The organism is Pseudomonas lini (genome assembly GCF_964063345.1).
Classification (GTDB): Bacteria; Pseudomonadota; Gammaproteobacteria; order Pseudomonadales; family Pseudomonadaceae; genus Aquipseudomonas; species Aquipseudomonas lini_B.
The window spans coordinates 2,188,251-2,203,564 of record NZ_OZ061318.1 but is presented as its reverse complement, the minus strand read 5'-3'; the positions used below and the strand labels follow the sequence as shown (position 1 = coordinate 2,203,564).

The following is a 15,314-nucleotide window of genomic DNA, read 5'->3' as shown; positions in this document are numbered from 1 at the left end:
TATGTCCAACGAGACTGAAAAAGCGATATAGGGCAAATGAAAAAAACTTAGCCGCGCAGTTCGATCCGGGTCCAGAATCCGAGGTACTGTTCAATGCGTACAGGCAGGATCTGCTCCAACGAGGCAAGTGCACGCTCACTGTTATCCAGAGAGAACAGGCCGGAAACACGAAGCTGCGCCGCTGCCGGATCGATGCGTAGCACCCCGCGCCGGTAAGGCTGCAATGCCTCAATGACTTCTCCCAGCGACCAGTCATCGACACTGAGCCTGCCGCTCTCCCAGCTGATTTCCCCTTTACGATTAGCGGCAAGCGGCTGGATATCCTCTGAATTGAGGCGGGTACCTACTCCGCTCTTGAGCAACGAGCACTGCCCCTCGAACCGACCAACGCAGAGGCTGGAATTCATTGCCCACACATGAGTCGTGTCCCCTTGAAGCGAGACCATGAACCGTGCGACAGAGCTGCGTGCAAATCCATGTAATGTGCGCACAACAAGCGGCCTGGGATCGTCGCTCACCTCAATCACCAGTTTTCCTTTACGCAACACCAGGTTGCGCTGGCTCGCAGTAAAATCGATATCCACTGCGCTGCGCGCGTCCAGAACCAGCTTGCTTCCATCTGACAGATTGAAGTCACGACGTTGAGCAGTTGTTGTACTCAAGTCGGCCACAATGTTGGTGAACAACGTGCTCTGCCGGCCAAGTAATGTCACGCCGACACCGACTCCGCCGAGAACCAGCGCCCCACGTAGCAAGCGACGTCGCTGCGGATCAGGCGTTTGCAGTACCCTGCGTACCTTCGAGTCCGAGCCACGCGCGAGCGGTAAAAAGGTCGCACCCAAGTGGACTTGCACTCTCTCCCATGCCAGCGCATTCGCTGGGTTGGCGATCCAGGCTTCGAACGCCTTTTGTTCATCAGCCTGGACTTCGCCTGAACGCATACAGGCCGTCCATTCGATGGCTTCCTCGACGGCGGAACGTGTGCGCTTCACTCGTGCATCAGATTCTGGCAGCACAGCTTCAAACCCTTGGCCACATATTGGCGTACACGGATAGTCGAGACCCCTATCAACTCGGCAATGTCGGCGTACTTCATACCGTCCACCTGGCTGCACAGAAATGCAGTGCGGGCTCGCGACGAAAGGCCTGCGAGCAAGGCGTCGATTTGAAGCAGGGCTTCAATCGTCAACGCGCGGACTTCAGGTGATGGTTCGAACGCTTCGGGTTGCAAAGCCAACACTTCCAGATAAGCGCGTTCTAGATCGCGCCGGCGCCAACTGTCGTACATCAATCGCTTGGCGATTGTCGTAAGTAGTGCCCGAGGTTCGCGTATTGTCTGCGGCTCAGACAATGCTACGACCTGAGCAAATACCTCTGCAGCGATGTCTGCAGCATCATGAGTGCAGCCCAGCCGCGCACGCAAACGACTCAGCAACCAACCATGGTGGTCACCGAAAAGACCGTGCAATACCATCTGTCGAGCATTGGCAGAATTGAGCGCGATATGGGCCATGAGAATGAACTTAATGATAATTCTTATCATTTACTATGAGTATGGCTATTTTTTCAAGGTGTAAGGCTATCTATGAGCACCACAACTCCAACATCAGAGGCGTGGGTGCTGGCGAAGAGCCGAAATCGCCCAGGTGATCCCCAGGAAGCTTCAGGAGCCAGATTGACTTGGTGTGGTATTTGAAGAGGGGGCGGCGTTTGATATCGCTACGCTTCATCCGTGTATGCCTCCAATTGGGGGCATGCACGATGGGAAGAATGCAGGTAGATCAGGATGGATATCCCAGATACAAGAAAGCCCGCACGAGGCGGGCTTCTTGAGGTGATTTATAGACATCCTGGGATCTCTATAAATCGGTACTTGGTGGCTACACAGGGACTTGAACCCCGGACCCCAGCATTATGAATGCTATGCTCTAACCAACTGAGCTATGTAGCCAAGTGGCGCGCATTATTCACCTGGAATGAAGATGCGTCAAGCGTAAATCTAAAATATTTCTCCACACTTTCAACCGCTTATCCCGCTGACCCGAAAATTCGGGCCAGGAGAGGGCGTCAACCGAGCTGAAATCTCCCGGTATTTGCACTCAAGGCCTTGCTGCCCTGGCTCAAGGTGTCCGCCGCCAGGTTCACCGCCCGTGCGCCTTCAAGCAAGCGTACCGCCGCCTGATCGACTTGCTGGATGTTGCCGCTGACTTCATCGGCGGTACTCGCTTGCTCTTCGACAGCGGTGGCGATCTGCGCCAGGGTGTCGGTGACGCTCTGTACCGCGCTGGCGATTTCCCCTAGTCGCTCGCCGAGACCGGTGACGGCTTGCGCATCCGATTGAGCCTGGCCGCAGGCCGCTTCCATCAGGCTTACGGCTTCATTGACGGTGCTGCGCAGGCTGTCGACGGTGCCAGCGATCTGCGCGGTGGAGGACTGGGTACGTTGCGACAGGCTGCGTACTTCATCGGCCACCACGGCAAAGCCACGACCTTGCTCGCCGGCCCGTGCGGCCTCGATGGCAGCGTTGAGGGCCAGCAGGTTGGTCTGCTCGGCGACGCCGCGAATGGTATCGACCACCAATTGAATCTGCTGCCCTTGCTCGCTGACCCGGCCCAGTGCTGCCGCAGTGTCGTTCAACCGCTGATTGAGCTGCTGAATACTCGCCGTGGTGCGTTGACTGTCGCGGCTGCTGTCTGCGGCGATGCGCTGGGTGTGCTGAGCGCTGCCTGAGGCCTGTTCGCAACTCTGGGCGACCCCTTGAGAGGTCGCGGCCAATTGCGTGGCCGCAGCGGCGATCTGGCTTATCTGCAGCTGCTGAGCCTCGACTTCGCCAAGCGCGCCGCTGGAGTGATCGTTGAGGGTGCGCACCGCATTGCTCAGTTGCAGGGTTTCGTGATCGACCCCCAGCAGGCTATTGCGCAATTGCACCACGGCGACGTTGAGGGCGGTGCTGATCGCCGCCAATTCGTCGCGGCCCTGCACCGGTACTTGCAGACTCAAGTTGCCGTCGCGCAACGCTTCGGCCAACAGCGTGATGCCGCTGGCACTACGACGGATCGAGGCCTGCAAACAGATGAACAGGTACAACGCGGCCAGCAGCAGGCAGCCAAAAACTGTCGCCACCAGGATGAACTGGCGGATGGCCGAGCCGTGGTAATAATCCAGCCGCTGATCCAGCGAAACCAACGACTGCTGGCGCAGTGAGGCGAGGTCGCCGAGGAGGGCGTCGAGGCTGCGTTCAAAGTCTTCCGGCTTGAGATTGATGCTGCCGCCGAAGACGCCGTCGTCCAGCACTTTCAAACCGGCGTCCAAGTGTTTGAGGCTGTCGTGGTATTGCCCGGCCCAGGTTTGCAGGGCGCTGGGCAGGCGTGCTTCCAGCAGGTTGGCGGTTTTCACCAACTGCTCCCGGGCATCGCCGATGCGGCTGCGCAAGTCGCGCAGTTGCAGGCGGCTTTGCAGGGTGAACTGTCCGGACACCACTGACGCCTGTCCGACCGCAGCGAGGCGACCGACCCGTTCAATCAGGTCCGGTGCGTGTTGAGTGGAAATCTGCGTCAGCAGCCAGGTTTCCAGCCACGGAGCGAGGGTCAGGCGATTGTCCATGGCGATTTGTTCGCGCAAGGCTTGCAGGGCGCTCAAGGCATTGGTGAAACGATCGTAACCGTCCGGCCACCAACCGACGCTGCTCAGGCTTTTCGAGTCCAGGCCGGTGAGCGCGGTTTGCAGGGCTTGATAGCGGGTGAGGATTTGGCCCTCGGCGCCTTCGGTTTTCAGGGCGTTGCCCAGGTCCGTGGTGGCTTGGGCGACGGCAGGCTGAACCGCGTCGAACGCGGCCATCGCCGCGATGGTTGCGGGTGTCGGCTGGCGATTGGTTTCGGTGGCGCGCCACCGAGCGGCGCGGTCACGCTGGGCGGTGAGCAGATTGTCGAGCGCATCCAGGGCGAGCAATTGACGAACCCCGGCGCGTTCGCCGGAGATCAGATTCAACTTGTCACGATAATCCTGACCGATCATCCACAGACTGCCCGCCAGTGGCAGGATAAACAGCAGAAACAGCAGCTGAAATTTGCGCGCGAAGCCGAAACGCCCCAGCAGCCCGATCCCCGGTGATAAAAAAGCCTGCATGCCCCATGACTCCTCTGGACACTACGCATCATTAGCGTGCGTCGAGGCCATTGCGACCGCGACTCGTGCCCTTCTAAAAGGCCTCGAAAGTTCCCCTTGGTCCGCTCTGTAGGCCGACTCTGTAGCGAAACTTCCCATTCTCGGTTCCCTTTGTAAGGGGCCGCGTTGAAGCGGATAAACAAGGCAAGATTCAGACCATGGCGTTGCGCTATCACCTTTCTTTGAGGTCGTTAGCAGGCTAAGGGGATGGCGCTGTTGCACCGAAAAATGGCACATTGACCAACCCGCCAGTGCGCACCCATCCGCAGTACGGAAACTCTCATGGCCATCAGCAACGTTCAGTCCGCCGCAACAAAGGCGCCCGCCACTTCACAAAGCAGCCCGATGGTCATGCGCATCATCGGCGCGGTGGCGCTGGCGCATTTGATCAACGACCTGATTCAGGCGGTATTGCCGTCGATCTATCCGATGCTCAAGGCCAGTTATGGCCTGACCTTCACCCAGATCGGTCTGATCACACTGACCTTTCAACTGACGGCCTCGCTGTTGCAGCCATGGGTCGGTTACCACACTGATCGTCATCCCAAACCCTGGCTGTTGCCGGCCGGTACGGTCTGCACATTGATTGGCATTCTGATGATGTCTGTGGTCGGTAGCTTCCCGATGATTCTGCTGGCGGCGGGGTTGATCGGTGTCGGCTCATCGACCTTTCACCCGGAAGCTTCTCGTGTAGCTCGACTGGCCTCGGGCGGGCGTTTCGGCCTGGCGCAGTCGACCTTTCAGGTCGGCGGTAATGCGGGCTCGGCTTTCGGGCCGTTGCTGGCGGCGGCGATCATCATTCCCTACGGTCAGGGTCATGTGGCCTGGTTCGGATTGTTCGCGCTGTTTGCGCTGTTCGTGCTGTATCGGATCAGTCGTTGGTACGCCAACCACCTGAACCTGTTCAAGCTCAAACAAGGCCAGGCAGCGACTCACGGCTTGTCGAAAGGCCGGGTGATCAGCGCACTGGTGGTACTAGGGTTACTGGTGTTCTCCAAGTATTTCTACATGGCCAGCCTCACCAGTTACTTCACGTTCTACCTGATTGAAAAATTCGACCTGTCGGTGGCCAGCTCGCAGCTGCACCTGTTCCTGTTTCTCGGTGCGGTAGCGGCGGGGACTTTCTTCGGTGGCCCGATCGGCGACAAGATCGGGCGCAAGGCAGTGATCTGGTTCTCGATCCTTGGCGTCGCGCCGTTCACCCTAATGTTGCCCCACGTCGATCTGTTCTGGACCAGTGTGTTGAGCGTGGTGATTGGTTTCATCCTGGCTTCGGCGTTCTCGGCCATTGTGGTGTATGCGCAAGAACTGGTGCCGGGGAATGTCGGGATGATTGCCGGGGTGTTCTTCGGCCTGATGTTCGGCTTCGGCGGGATTGGCGCGGCGTTGCTTGGGTATCTGGCGGATGTCCACGGTATCGAGTATGTGTATTTCCTGTGTTCGTTCTTGCCGCTGCTTGGGGTGTTGGCGATCTTCCTGCCACGCACCAAAAAGGTCTGACACCGGATTGACCGGTGTAGAAATTTTGTAGTGTTAACAGGGCGTCAGCAGCCGAGATTGCCATTTGCGCTAATCACTATCCTGGTGGAAACTTCGCGCCTTTCTGGATTCGTTAAGGACGCGAGCAGTGGAGTTTGACAGGAATCAATTTATCGCCAATCACGGCATTGTCTTCAGCGTCACCCGTTTCAACGTCACCCCCAGTGACCGGGGTGGCCTCAGGACGCTCCATTTCGGGGAAGCGAAATCGGCCCATTTTGAGGTCAGCAGTTTGCTGGTCGAGCTGTATGACAAGATGCTCGCCAAAGACCTGCCCTGCGTGATGATGGTAGGTATCTCCAGCCCGCTGACCCGTAAGCAGGGTGACCTGCTCAACGACCAGCGCATGCGTATTGCCAACATTACCGCCGGCATCTTTGTGACGGCTGGCTCTAAAGTGCCTGTAATTGGTCCCGCTGTCGGACCGGCGGCAGGCTATTTGGGCCGAGAGTTGGTGAAGAACAAGTTACCGACCTATCACGCTGGCGATGTCATCGTCAGTCTGGACGCCCAAGTCAGCGGCGGCATCGGACCGCAACGCTCGGTGTCTTCCATGATCATCAAGTCCCAAGGAATATAGGCCCATGAGTCTCTACAGTCAGTATGCGTTGGCCTGCGTGGGAATGATGCTGCTGTACATTTGCGTAAGAAGCTACGTACTCAGGAAATGGCTGGGTATTGCTCTGGTCGGTTTGGGCTTTGGCGTGATGTTTGTGCTGCCGCCCTACATTGGCGGCATCGATGTCGGGATCTTTGCAATCGCGGGAGTGGGGGCGGGGGCTTCGATGTTCTTCAATCGGAGTAAGTACCGAGTGCGAACATAACGGTGGCGGCTCCTGATAAAGGAGCCGCCATAGCATTTGTTGTGCTGGTTTTACCCATAGGTTGAGGCGCCCGTAACCACCGAAACATCAGCCGAGGACGATGAGCGAAAACCGTAGAACAATGCCGTGAGGGCCCCGACGGTGCCCATGATTACGCAATAGCCTACGCAAACCCAAGGGCTCCATGGCATCAGCCCGATCAGCAGCAGCGGCGTGGTACTGGCCCAGAGTGCGTAGGCAATATTGTAGGTAAAGGAAATGCCGGACACCCGGATCCGAGTCGCAAACAACCCCACCATTACCGAGGGCACGGCGCCCACCACGCCGCAGGTCAGGCCCGCCAGGGCATAGGCCCCGCCGATCCAGAAGCCGCCATTGATCAGACTGGCGTAGAGCACCGCCGTCCCTACCGGCAGCAGCAAGCTATAAACCAGCACCGCGCGCCAGGCGCCGATTCGGTCAACCAGTAATCCCGCCAGTACACAGCCGATATTCAGGAACACAATGCCCAGGCTGCTCAGCGCGAACGTATGGCTGGCACTCATGCCGAAGCTTTTCTGCATGACGGTGGGGGTGATCACCACCAGCACCACCACCGCCGATGTCAGCACACAGGTCAAAAGCATCGCCGGCAGGATGGCCTGGCGGTGATCGCGCAACACCGTCAGCAATGGCAACTCCGCATCCATCTCACGTCGCGCCTGCAAGGCTATGAACACCGGCGTTTCGCTCAGCCAGCGCCGCAACCAGACCCCGATCACTCCGAATACACCGCCGAGCAGGAAGGGGAAGCGCCAGGCGAAGTCGAGGATTTCGGCGGGGCTGTAGATCCTCGCCAGGAGAGTCGCGGTCAATGCCCCCAGCAAATAGCCGAACGTCAATCCTGCCTGCAATACACCCAGGGCATAGCCACGATGCCCGACCGGGGCATGCTCGGCCACGAACACCCAGGCGCTCGGCACTTCACCACCCACCGCGGCACCTTGCAGCACCCGCAACAGCAACAGGATCAAGGGAGCCCAGTAACCGATCTGTTCATAGGTCGGCATGATCCCGATCAGCAGGCAGGGCAAAGCCATCATCAGAATGCTCAAACTGAACACCCGCTTGCGTCCCACCCGATCAGCGAAGTGCGCCATCAGGATGCCGCCCAGCGGGCGTGCCAGATAGCCGGTGACGAAAATCCCGAAACTCTGCAGCAAGCGCAGCCACTCAGGCATCTCTGGCGGAAAGAACAGCTGGCTGAGGGTCAGGGCGAAGAACACAAAGATGATGAAGTCGTAGATTTCCAGTGCGCCACCCAGCGCCGCCAGACCCAGGGTCTTGTAGTCAGACCGGGAAAAGCGACCGGGTTGTGAATAAATATGGGCCGTCATAAAGGGACTCTAAGCAGGTATTCATGAACATTCGCGACTGAAACAGCATTCGAAACCAAGCCCTCAAACAGGCCATGCCGTTCAAACAATGCCGTCAGGTATGTAAGTCGGCAATGGTCCATCCAATTACCGGCCTGGACAACCAGACAATGCATCTGGGTTGCTTTTTTTCGCCGGGGGAGATTCCAGGACGCAAAAAATCCCCGTATCAGCAAGTGATTACGGGGATTTTTAGTTTACCGAGGTCCGTGTAAATCCACGGTCATCGTTAGACGTTGATCACACGTTGAAGCGGAAGTGCATCACGTCGCCGTCTTTGACGATGTAGTCCTTGCCTTCCAGACGCCATTTGCCGGCTTCTTTGGCGCCGGCTTCGCCTTTGTACTGGATGAAGTCGTCGTAGGCGATGACTTCGGCGCGGATGAAGCCTTTTTCGAAGTCGGTGTGGATCACGCCGGCGGCTTGTGGCGCGGTGGCACCGACGCGGACGGTCCAGGCGCGGACTTCTTCGACGCCAGCGGTGAAGTAGGTCTGCAGGTGCAGCATTTCGTAGCCGGCGCGGATTACGCGGTTCAGGCCCGGCTCTTCTAGCCCTAAGGCTTCGAGGAACATGTCTTTCTCTTCGCCGTCTTCCAGCTCGGCGATTTCGGCTTCGATCTTGTTGCAGACCGGAACCACCATGGCGCCTTCTTCTTCGGCGATGGCTTTGACGATGTCCAGCAGTGGGTTGTTCTCGAAACCGTCTTCAGCGACGTTGGCGATGTACATGACTGGCTTGGTGGTCAGCAAGTGGAAGCCACGGATTACCGCTTTGTCGTCGGCGCCCATGTTCTTCATCAGCGTGCGCGCAGGCTTGCCGAGGGTGAAGTGAGCGATCAGTTGCTCCAGCAGGCCTTTCTGGACCACGGCGTCCTTGTCACCACCCTTGGCGTTGCGGGCGACTTTCTGCAGTTGCTTCTCGCAGCTGTCGAGGTCGGCGAAGATCAGTTCCAGGTCGATGATCTCGATGTCGCGTTTCGGGTCGACGCTGTTGGAGACGTGAATCACGTTCTCGTCTTCGAAGCAGCGGACCACGTGGGCGATGGCATCGGTCTCGCGGATGTTGGCGAGGAATTTGTTGCCCAGGCCTTCACCTTTCGAGGCACCGGCAACCAGGCCAGCGATGTCGACGAATTCCATGGTGGTCGGCAGGATACGCTTTGGATTGACGATGGCTGCCAGGGCTTCCAGGCGCGGATCCGGCATCGGCACGATACCGGTGTTCGGCTCGATGGTGCAGAAGGGGAAGTTCTCGGCCGCGATCCCGGATTTGGTCAGGGCGTTGAATAGGGTGGACTTGCCGACGTTAGGCAGGCCGACGATGCCGCAATTGAATCCCATGGTGTTTCCCCTCGGGTAAGAGTCAGGCCTTCTGGCTGTGCAGGTTTTTCATCGCGCGGTTCCATTCACCGGCGAGGATATCCGGCAGCACGCCGAGGGCAAAGTCGATGCTGGCATCGAGTTTTTCCTGTTCGGCGCGTGGCGCACGACCCAGGACGAAATTTGAAACCATACTGGCAACGCCCGGGTGGCCAATGCCAAGCCGCAAGCGGTGAAAGGTATTCTGATTGCCCAGTTGCGCGATGATGTCGCGCAACCCGTTGTGACCGCCATGGCCGCCGCCTTGTTTGAGCTTGGCAACGCCCGGAGGCAGATCGAGTTCGTCATGCGCCACCAGGATTTCTTCAGGCGTAATGCGGAAGAAACCGGCAAGTGCCGCGACGGCCTGGCCGCTGCGGTTCATGTAGGTGGTGGGAATCAGCAGACGAACATCCTGACCCTGATGCGAATAGCGCCCGGTCAGGCCGAAATATTTGCGATCGGCCACAAGGTTGACACCCTGCGCGTGCGCGATGCGCTCAACAAAAAGGGCCCCTGCGTTATGCCGGGTCTGTTCGTATTCAGCGCCTGGATTTCCCAGGCCAACGATCAGTTTGATGGCAGTCACGATAGGGGCCCTTCCTTGGAGTGGTGGATAACATCGCCGCAATCAGGGTGTGCGGCGAAAGTGGACGAAAAGTGCTCATTTACCATTATGTAAACTCCGCGTTCTCGCCCGCTTTCTCGCTACGCTCTAGTCCGCGATGTTTCCGGTCACTCCGGCGAACAGAGTGAAATTACTCTGCTGCGCCTTCAGTAGCTTCTGGAGCAACACGTGGAGCGTGAACGTTGGCAACAGCCAGGTCGTTACCGTGAGCCAGAGCAACAAATTCAACGCCTTTAGGAGCGGTGATGTCGGACAGGTGAACGATCGAGCCGACTTCGGCGTTAGCCAGGTCAACTTCGATGAATTCAGGCAGGTCTTTTGGCAGGCAGGTCACTTCGATTTCAGAAACAACGTGCGAGATTTCGCCGCCTTTCTTGATCGGAGCAGCTTCGCCAACGAAGTGTACAGGCACGATAGCGGTCAGTTTCTGGCCAGCTACAACGCGTACGAAGTCAGCGTGCAGCACGTGGCCTTTGGCCGGGTGACGCTGCAGGGCTTTGATGATTACGTTTTGCTTGGTGCCGCCAACGTTCAGCTCGATGATGTGGCTGTAAGCCGCTTCGTTTTCGAGCAGTTTGGCAACTTCTTTAGCCAGCATGCTGATGGATTCAGGGGCTTTTTCGCCACCGTAAACTACAGCTGGTACCAGGCTTGCGAGACGACGCAGGCGGCGGCTCGCACCTTTCCCCAGGTCGGAACGCACTTCAGCATTCAGAGTAAAATCGTTCATGTTGTATCTCCAAAATAACCACATTCGCCCCAGCGTTTGCGACCAGCGCTAAAGGCGATATGGGCAAAAAAGCCCCGCCCCGACAGGAATGCCGGGGCGGGGCGCTTTTCGTCAACGAGATGTAATGAAAAGGGCAGGGCCCTTAACGGAACATCGCGCTGATCGATTCTTCATTGCTGATGCGGCGAACCGCCTCGGCAACTACCGGTGCGATATCCAGTTGGCGGATACGCGCACAGGCTTGTGCTGCAGCGGACAGCGGGATGGTGTTTGTTACCACCAGCTCGTCCAGCACGGAATTTTCAATGTTTTCGATCGCCCGACCCGACAGCACAGGGTGCGTGCAGTAGGCGAAAACCTTGGCAGCGCCATGCTCTTTCAGGGCCTTGGCCGCATGGCACAGAGTGCCGGCGGTATCGACCATGTCATCGACCAGAATACAGGTACGCCCTTCGACATCACCGATGATATGCATCACTTCAGAGTGATTGGCTTTCTCACGGCGTTTGTCGATGATCCCGAGATCCACGCCCAGGGATTTGGCAACAGCCCGTGCACGCACGACGCCACCAATGTCCGGGGACACGATCATCAGGTTTTCGAAGCGCTGATCTTCAATGTCATCCACCAGTACCGGGGAGCCGTAGATGTTATCTACCGGAATATCGAAGAAACCCTGAATCTGGTCAGCATGCAGATCAACCGTGAGAACACGGTCGATGCCGACTACGGTAAGCATGTCAGCAACGACTTTCGCGCTGATAGCCACACGTGCGGAACGCGGACGGCGATCCTGACGGGCATAACCAAAGTAAGGAATAACAGCAGTGATACGAGTAGCCGAGGAGCGGCGGAAGGCATCAGCCATCACTACCAGTTCCATCAGGTTATCGTTGGTCGGAGCGCAAGTCGGCTGAATAATGAAGACGTCTTTACCGCGGACGTTTTCATTGATCTCGGCAGTAATTTCGCCGTCGGAGAACTTACCGACAGAGATGTCACCGAGAGGGATATGCAGCTGACGTACAACACGCCGAGCCAGATCGGGGTTAGCGTTCCCCGTAAAGACCATCATCTTGGACACGCGCAGTACCTGAAGGCTGAGGGTAACCTGGATGAGTATAGGAAAATGGCAGGGGCGGCTGGATTCGAACCAACGCATGGCAGGATCAAAACCTGCTGCCTTACCGCTTGGCGACGCCCCTGTATCTGTTGCAACGAGTACCCAGTACTCGATTCCTTTTAGAGCAGACTTTGCAGCTTGCGATGCAACATCGAAATGTTGCTTCCTTTTGCTACAAACCCTGTAAGGGTCTCTGTCAGAAGGGCCGAGACTTTATCAGCTTCAGCTTTGCTTGGGAAGCCCCCAAACACACAACTTCCAGTTCCGGTGAGTTTTGCTTCGGTAAATTTACCTAACAAATTCAATGCGTTACGTACATCTGGATAACGCCTTGCTACCACCGGCAAGCAGTCATTTCGACTGTTTCCCTTGGGAACGGGGCGCACTTTAATGGGAGGAGTGTTACGTGTCAACAGTGGATCTGAAAAAATTTCTGCTGTACTTACAGATACTTGCGGCACCAGCACGAGATACCACGGTTCTTCGGGCTCTACAGGGGTGAGTTTCTCCCCGACGCCCTCGGCGAAAGCCGCGTGGCCGCGCACGAAAACCGGGACGTCGGCGCCCAGTGTAAGGCCCAGCGCAGCCAGCCGATCCTCATCCCAATCCAGCTGCCAAAGATGATTGAGGCCCAGCAATGTGGTCGCCGCATTCGAGCTGCCACCACCGATTCCACCGCCCATGGGCAGGATTTTTTCGATCCAGATGTCGACACCCAGCGAACAACCGGATTGTTCCTGAAGTTTTTTTGCGGCTTTAACGATCAGGTTGCTGTCGTGAGGGACGTCGGCGAATTCGGTGTGCAACCGAATCACGCCATCGTCGCGAACGGCGAAGGTGATTTCATCGCCGTAATCGAGGAACTGAAAAATCGTCTGCAACTCGTGGTAACCGTCTTCACGGCGACCCAGGATGTGCAGCATCAGGTTGAGCTTGGCGGGCGAGGGCAATGTCAGGCGTGGCGCTGTCATGTTCATTGCCCCAGTTTGCGTGGTTGCCATTCCTTGATCACCAGCGTGACATCAAGGTCGGTGCCGTGCAGTTTGATCCGCTCGGGCAGCCAGTAGCCGTTTTGCTCGGCATAACTGAGGTACTCGACCTGCCAGCCATCCTGTTCGAGATTGGCCAGGCGGCTGTCGACATCGAGGGTCAGGCGACTTTTGCTGTCCGGGGCCGGGAGCCCGCGAACCCACCATGCCAGATGGGATACCGGCAATTTCCAGCCCAGTTGTTCTTCAACCAGAGCTTCTGGAGTCGATGCGTCATAGCGGCCCTGATTGGCCACTTCCAGCGAGACTTTGCCCGGGCGACCGGTCAAGCGGGCCGCGCCACGACCCAGCGGGCCGGAAAGGCGGATGTCGTAGTAATCCTGGCGCTGCAGCCAGAACAACGTGCCGCTGCCCGAATCTTTTGGCGCGCGAATGCCGATTTTGCCGTTGATCTGCCAGCCATCGAGGCCGGTCAGTTGCTGTTTGTGCTCGCGCCATTGGGCTGTGTTGCCTTGACCCTGGACCGATTCGCGGGCGCCGAAGCCCGCGCAACCGGCGAGAAGGGCGATGAAGCAGAAAACGATGATGTGGCGCAAAAACATAATCTTAAAGAGTCTCTGATCCGGTCAGGCGCTTGATGGTGCTGCGCAGGGTAGGGCTGTCGGGCTGTTCCTTGAGGAACTTGCTCCAGATTTTCTTGGCTTCGCGTTGTTTGCCGTTGGCCCACAAGACTTCGCCCAGGTGAGCGGCGACTTCCTGATCGGGGAAGCGCTCCAGTGCCTGGCGCAAATACCGCTCGGCTTCATCGAGGTTGCCCAGGCGGAAATTGACCCATCCGAGGCTGTCGAGGACGGCCGGGTCTTCCGGATTGAGCTGGTGCGCCTGCTCGATCAAGGCCTTGGCTTCGGCGTAGCGTGTCGTGCGGTCGGACAGGGTGTAGCCGAGAGCGTTCAACGCCATAGCATTGTTCGGGTCACGCTTGATGATCAATCGCAGATCTTTTTCCATCTGCGCCAGGTCATTGCGTTTTTCTGCCAGCATGGCTCGGGTATACAGCAGATTCAGATCGTCCGGGTATTGCTGCAGGGCTTGCTGCAAGACTTTCCAGGCCTTGTCACCCTGTTTGTTGGCGGACAAGGTTTCTGCTTCGATCAGGTACAACTGGATTGCGTAATCGGGTTGCTCGCCGCGCTCGGCTGCCAGACGGCTTTGGGCTTCGGCAGTCTTGCCATTGCCCATCAGAATATCGGCCTGACGCAATTGCGCCGGCAGGTAATCGTTGCCTGGTCCGACCTGGGCGTATTCGATCAGTGCGCCCTGCGGGTCGTTACGCTCTTCAGCAATGCGTCCCAGGTTCAGGTGTGCCGAGTCGACATGGCTTTCCCGAGCGATCAAATCTTCCAGATAACCCTTGGCCTCGTCCCACGCCTTGGCTTCCAGGCAGACCAGCGCCAGGGAGTAACGCAGGTCGTCGTCTTCGGGGTATTGCTGCACCAGGCTCGAGAATTCAACCTTGGCGTCGTCCATGCGGTCCTGCTCAACCAGCATGCGCGCATAGGTCAGGCGCAGGCGTTTGTCGTCCGGGTATTTCTTGATGCTTTTTTGCAGCAGCGGCAGGGCTTCATCGCCACGGCTGAGGCCTTGCAGGAGGCGTGCGCGCAGCAGGATAGGCGCTATTTCGCCTTCCTCTGGCGGGTTGTCTTCGAGCAGGGTCAGGGCGCCCTTGGCATCGCCGTCCTGTTGCATCAGCAAGGCCTTGCCGAAAATCAGCTGGTTGTTGTGCGGATGGCGCTGCAACAAGCGGTCAAAACCTTTCATCAGACCGTTGCGCGTGTCCTGGTCGGTATCGGCCGCGGACAGGGCGAGGAAGTCGAAATGCGTGTCGCCTTTGCCTTGCAGGACTTTCTCCATATAGACCATGGAGTCGTCGTAACGCCCGGCACGGGCGAGTTGCACGGCAGCCGCCCGTTGCGCCTCGAGATCGTCCGGGGCGTTTTTCGCCCAGACCAGTGCGGTATCGAGGGCAGCCTGATCGGCACCCAGGTACTCGGCAATGCGAAATGCCCGCTCGGAGATGCCCGGATCCTGGGTATTGATGGCCTGGGTCACGTAGTTGTCCAGGGCAATGTCGTAACGATTGCGCTGGCCAGCCAGTTCGGCGCTCAACAGGCTGAAGACGGTTTCTTCACTGAACGAGCTGTAAACCTTGGGCTTTTCAGGGACCGGAGTGCTGTCTTCGACCGGCGGCGTACCGTCCGACGAAACGGGTGCCAAGGCCTGGCAGCCGCTGAGGAAGACAAAAGCGAGGAGCAACGCGGAAGATCTATTCATATAGGAAAAGGACGACTAACCTGCGGTCGGATCATCATGACACAAGCCTTCGGCCAAACATAACCGCCCGGCCAATTTACCCGCGCGGGCAATCCCTGCAGGCCCGGCGTCCTTGTAAACGAGAACGGATCGCAGCCTTTGGCCGTCCTTACAGGAGCGATAGATATCGAGTGGTTGTTCTGGCTCTGTCGAAGTAGGACAATTGTCGGCTT

At 57.9% G+C, this 15,314-nt stretch carries 14 protein-coding genes and 2 tRNA genes; 3 read left to right on the top strand and 13 right to left on the bottom strand.

Annotated features, from left to right (window positions below; all coding sequences use genetic code 11):
• Nucleotides 1–47: 47 nt before the first annotated feature.
• The 4 genes from AB3226_RS09870 to AB3226_RS09855 all read right to left on the bottom strand — a co-directional run bounded on the left by AB3226_RS09870 (nucleotide 48) and on the right by AB3226_RS09855 (nucleotide 4,125).
• A complete protein-coding gene (locus tag AB3226_RS09870) occupies nucleotides 48–992 on the bottom strand; it encodes a FecR domain-containing protein (protein WP_367372940.1) in 945 nt (314 codons plus the stop codon).
• Complete coding sequence (locus AB3226_RS09865) at nucleotides 989–1,513, bottom strand: sigma-70 family RNA polymerase sigma factor (RefSeq protein WP_367372939.1); 525 nt, start codon at nucleotides 1,511–1,513, stop codon at nucleotides 989–991. Before AB3226_RS09865 ends, AB3226_RS09870 begins: the two co-directional genes overlap by 4 nt.
• 361 nt (nucleotides 1,514–1,874) lie before the next feature.
• Nucleotides 1,875–1,951 (bottom strand) — tRNA-Met (locus AB3226_RS09860).
• 116 nt (nucleotides 1,952–2,067) lie between these two features.
• Nucleotides 2,068–4,125 (bottom strand): methyl-accepting chemotaxis protein, encoded by a 2,058-nt coding sequence (locus AB3226_RS09855; RefSeq protein WP_367372938.1) that lies wholly within the window; start codon nucleotides 4,123–4,125, stop codon nucleotides 2,068–2,070.
• Between the two features lie 321 nt (nucleotides 4,126–4,446).
• On the opposite strand from AB3226_RS09855, the gene AB3226_RS09850 reads away from it, so the two are divergent.
• The 3 genes from AB3226_RS09850 to AB3226_RS09840 all read left to right on the top strand — a co-directional run bounded on the left by AB3226_RS09850 (nucleotide 4,447) and on the right by AB3226_RS09840 (nucleotide 6,527).
• Nucleotides 4,447–5,664, top strand: coding sequence for an MFS transporter (locus tag AB3226_RS09850; protein WP_367372937.1), 1,218 nt, complete (start codon nucleotides 4,447–4,449; stop codon nucleotides 5,662–5,664).
• Nucleotides 5,665–5,791: 127 nt separating this feature from the next.
• Nucleotides 5,792–6,283, top strand: a complete 492-nt coding sequence (locus tag AB3226_RS09845) for a hypothetical protein (RefSeq protein ID WP_367372936.1) — start codon at nucleotides 5,792–5,794, stop codon at nucleotides 6,281–6,283.
• A 4-nt stretch (nucleotides 6,284–6,287) separates the two neighbouring features.
• Nucleotides 6,288–6,527, top strand: coding sequence for a hypothetical protein (locus AB3226_RS09840; RefSeq protein ID WP_367372935.1), 240 nt, complete (start codon nucleotides 6,288–6,290; stop codon nucleotides 6,525–6,527).
• A gap of 50 nt (nucleotides 6,528–6,577) precedes the next feature.
• On the opposite strand, the gene AB3226_RS09835 is transcribed toward AB3226_RS09840, so the two are convergent.
• The 9 genes from AB3226_RS09835 to AB3226_RS09795 all read right to left on the bottom strand — a co-directional run bounded on the left by AB3226_RS09835 (nucleotide 6,578) and on the right by AB3226_RS09795 (nucleotide 15,102).
• A complete protein-coding gene (locus AB3226_RS09835) occupies nucleotides 6,578–7,903 on the bottom strand; it encodes an MFS transporter (RefSeq protein ID WP_367372934.1) in 1,326 nt (441 codons plus the stop codon).
• Between the two features lie 279 nt (nucleotides 7,904–8,182).
• Nucleotides 8,183–9,283 carry a redox-regulated ATPase YchF gene (gene ychF, locus AB3226_RS09830; RefSeq protein WP_010458288.1) on the bottom strand — a complete coding sequence of 367 codons (1,101 nt, stop codon included), beginning with the start codon at nucleotides 9,281–9,283 and terminating at the stop codon, nucleotides 8,183–8,185.
• Nucleotides 9,284–9,305: 22 nt separating this feature from the next.
• A complete protein-coding gene (gene pth, locus AB3226_RS09825; RefSeq protein ID WP_259496602.1) occupies nucleotides 9,306–9,890 on the bottom strand; it encodes an aminoacyl-tRNA hydrolase in 585 nt (194 codons plus the stop codon).
• Between the two features lie 169 nt (nucleotides 9,891–10,059).
• Complete coding sequence (locus AB3226_RS09820; RefSeq protein WP_367372933.1) at nucleotides 10,060–10,659, bottom strand: 50S ribosomal protein L25/general stress protein Ctc; 600 nt, start codon at nucleotides 10,657–10,659, stop codon at nucleotides 10,060–10,062.
• Between the two features lie 142 nt (nucleotides 10,660–10,801).
• Entirely contained in the window at nucleotides 10,802–11,743 is a 942-nt protein-coding gene (locus AB3226_RS09815; protein WP_003171603.1) for a ribose-phosphate pyrophosphokinase, read from the bottom strand.
• Between the two features lie 46 nt (nucleotides 11,744–11,789).
• Nucleotides 11,790–11,864 (bottom strand) — tRNA-Gln (locus tag AB3226_RS09810).
• A 37-nt stretch (nucleotides 11,865–11,901) separates the two neighbouring features.
• Complete coding sequence (gene ispE, locus AB3226_RS09805) at nucleotides 11,902–12,753, bottom strand: 4-(cytidine 5'-diphospho)-2-C-methyl-D-erythritol kinase (protein WP_367375777.1); 852 nt, start codon at nucleotides 12,751–12,753, stop codon at nucleotides 11,902–11,904.
• 2 nt (nucleotides 12,754–12,755) lie between these two features.
• A complete protein-coding gene (gene lolB / locus AB3226_RS09800; protein ID WP_367372932.1) occupies nucleotides 12,756–13,373 on the bottom strand; it encodes a lipoprotein insertase outer membrane protein LolB in 618 nt (205 codons plus the stop codon).
• 4 nt (nucleotides 13,374–13,377) lie between these two features.
• A complete protein-coding gene (locus AB3226_RS09795) occupies nucleotides 13,378–15,102 on the bottom strand; it encodes a tetratricopeptide repeat protein (RefSeq protein ID WP_367372931.1) in 1,725 nt (574 codons plus the stop codon).
• Nucleotides 15,103–15,314 lie beyond the last annotated feature (212 nt).

Coding starts and splice junctions, on each gene's coding strand:
- AB3226_RS09865 (WP_367372939.1), bottom strand. CDS start 1,513: ATGGCCCATATCGCGCTCAATTCTGCCAATGCTCGACAGATGGTATTG.
- AB3226_RS09855 (WP_367372938.1), bottom strand. CDS start 4,125: ATGCAGGCTTTTTTATCACCGGGGATCGGGCTGCTGGGGCGTTTCGGC.
- AB3226_RS09850 (WP_367372937.1), top strand. CDS start 4,447: ATGGCCATCAGCAACGTTCAGTCCGCCGCAACAAAGGCGCCCGCCACT.
- AB3226_RS09840 (WP_367372935.1), top strand. CDS start 6,288: ATGAGTCTCTACAGTCAGTATGCGTTGGCCTGCGTGGGAATGATGCTG.
- AB3226_RS09835 (WP_367372934.1), bottom strand. CDS start 7,903: ATGACGGCCCATATTTATTCACAACCCGGTCGCTTTTCCCGGTCTGAC.
- ychF (WP_010458288.1), bottom strand. CDS start 9,283: ATGGGATTCAATTGCGGCATCGTCGGCCTGCCTAACGTCGGCAAGTCC.
- AB3226_RS09820 (WP_367372933.1), bottom strand. CDS start 10,659: ATGAACGATTTTACTCTGAATGCTGAAGTGCGTTCCGACCTGGGGAAA.
- ispE (WP_367375777.1), bottom strand. CDS start 12,753: ATGACAGCGCCACGCCTGACATTGCCCTCGCCCGCCAAGCTCAACCTG.
- lolB (WP_367372932.1), bottom strand. CDS start 13,373: ATGTTTTTGCGCCACATCATCGTTTTCTGCTTCATCGCCCTTCTCGCC.
- AB3226_RS09795 (WP_367372931.1), bottom strand. CDS start 15,102: ATGAATAGATCTTCCGCGTTGCTCCTCGCTTTTGTCTTCCTCAGCGGC.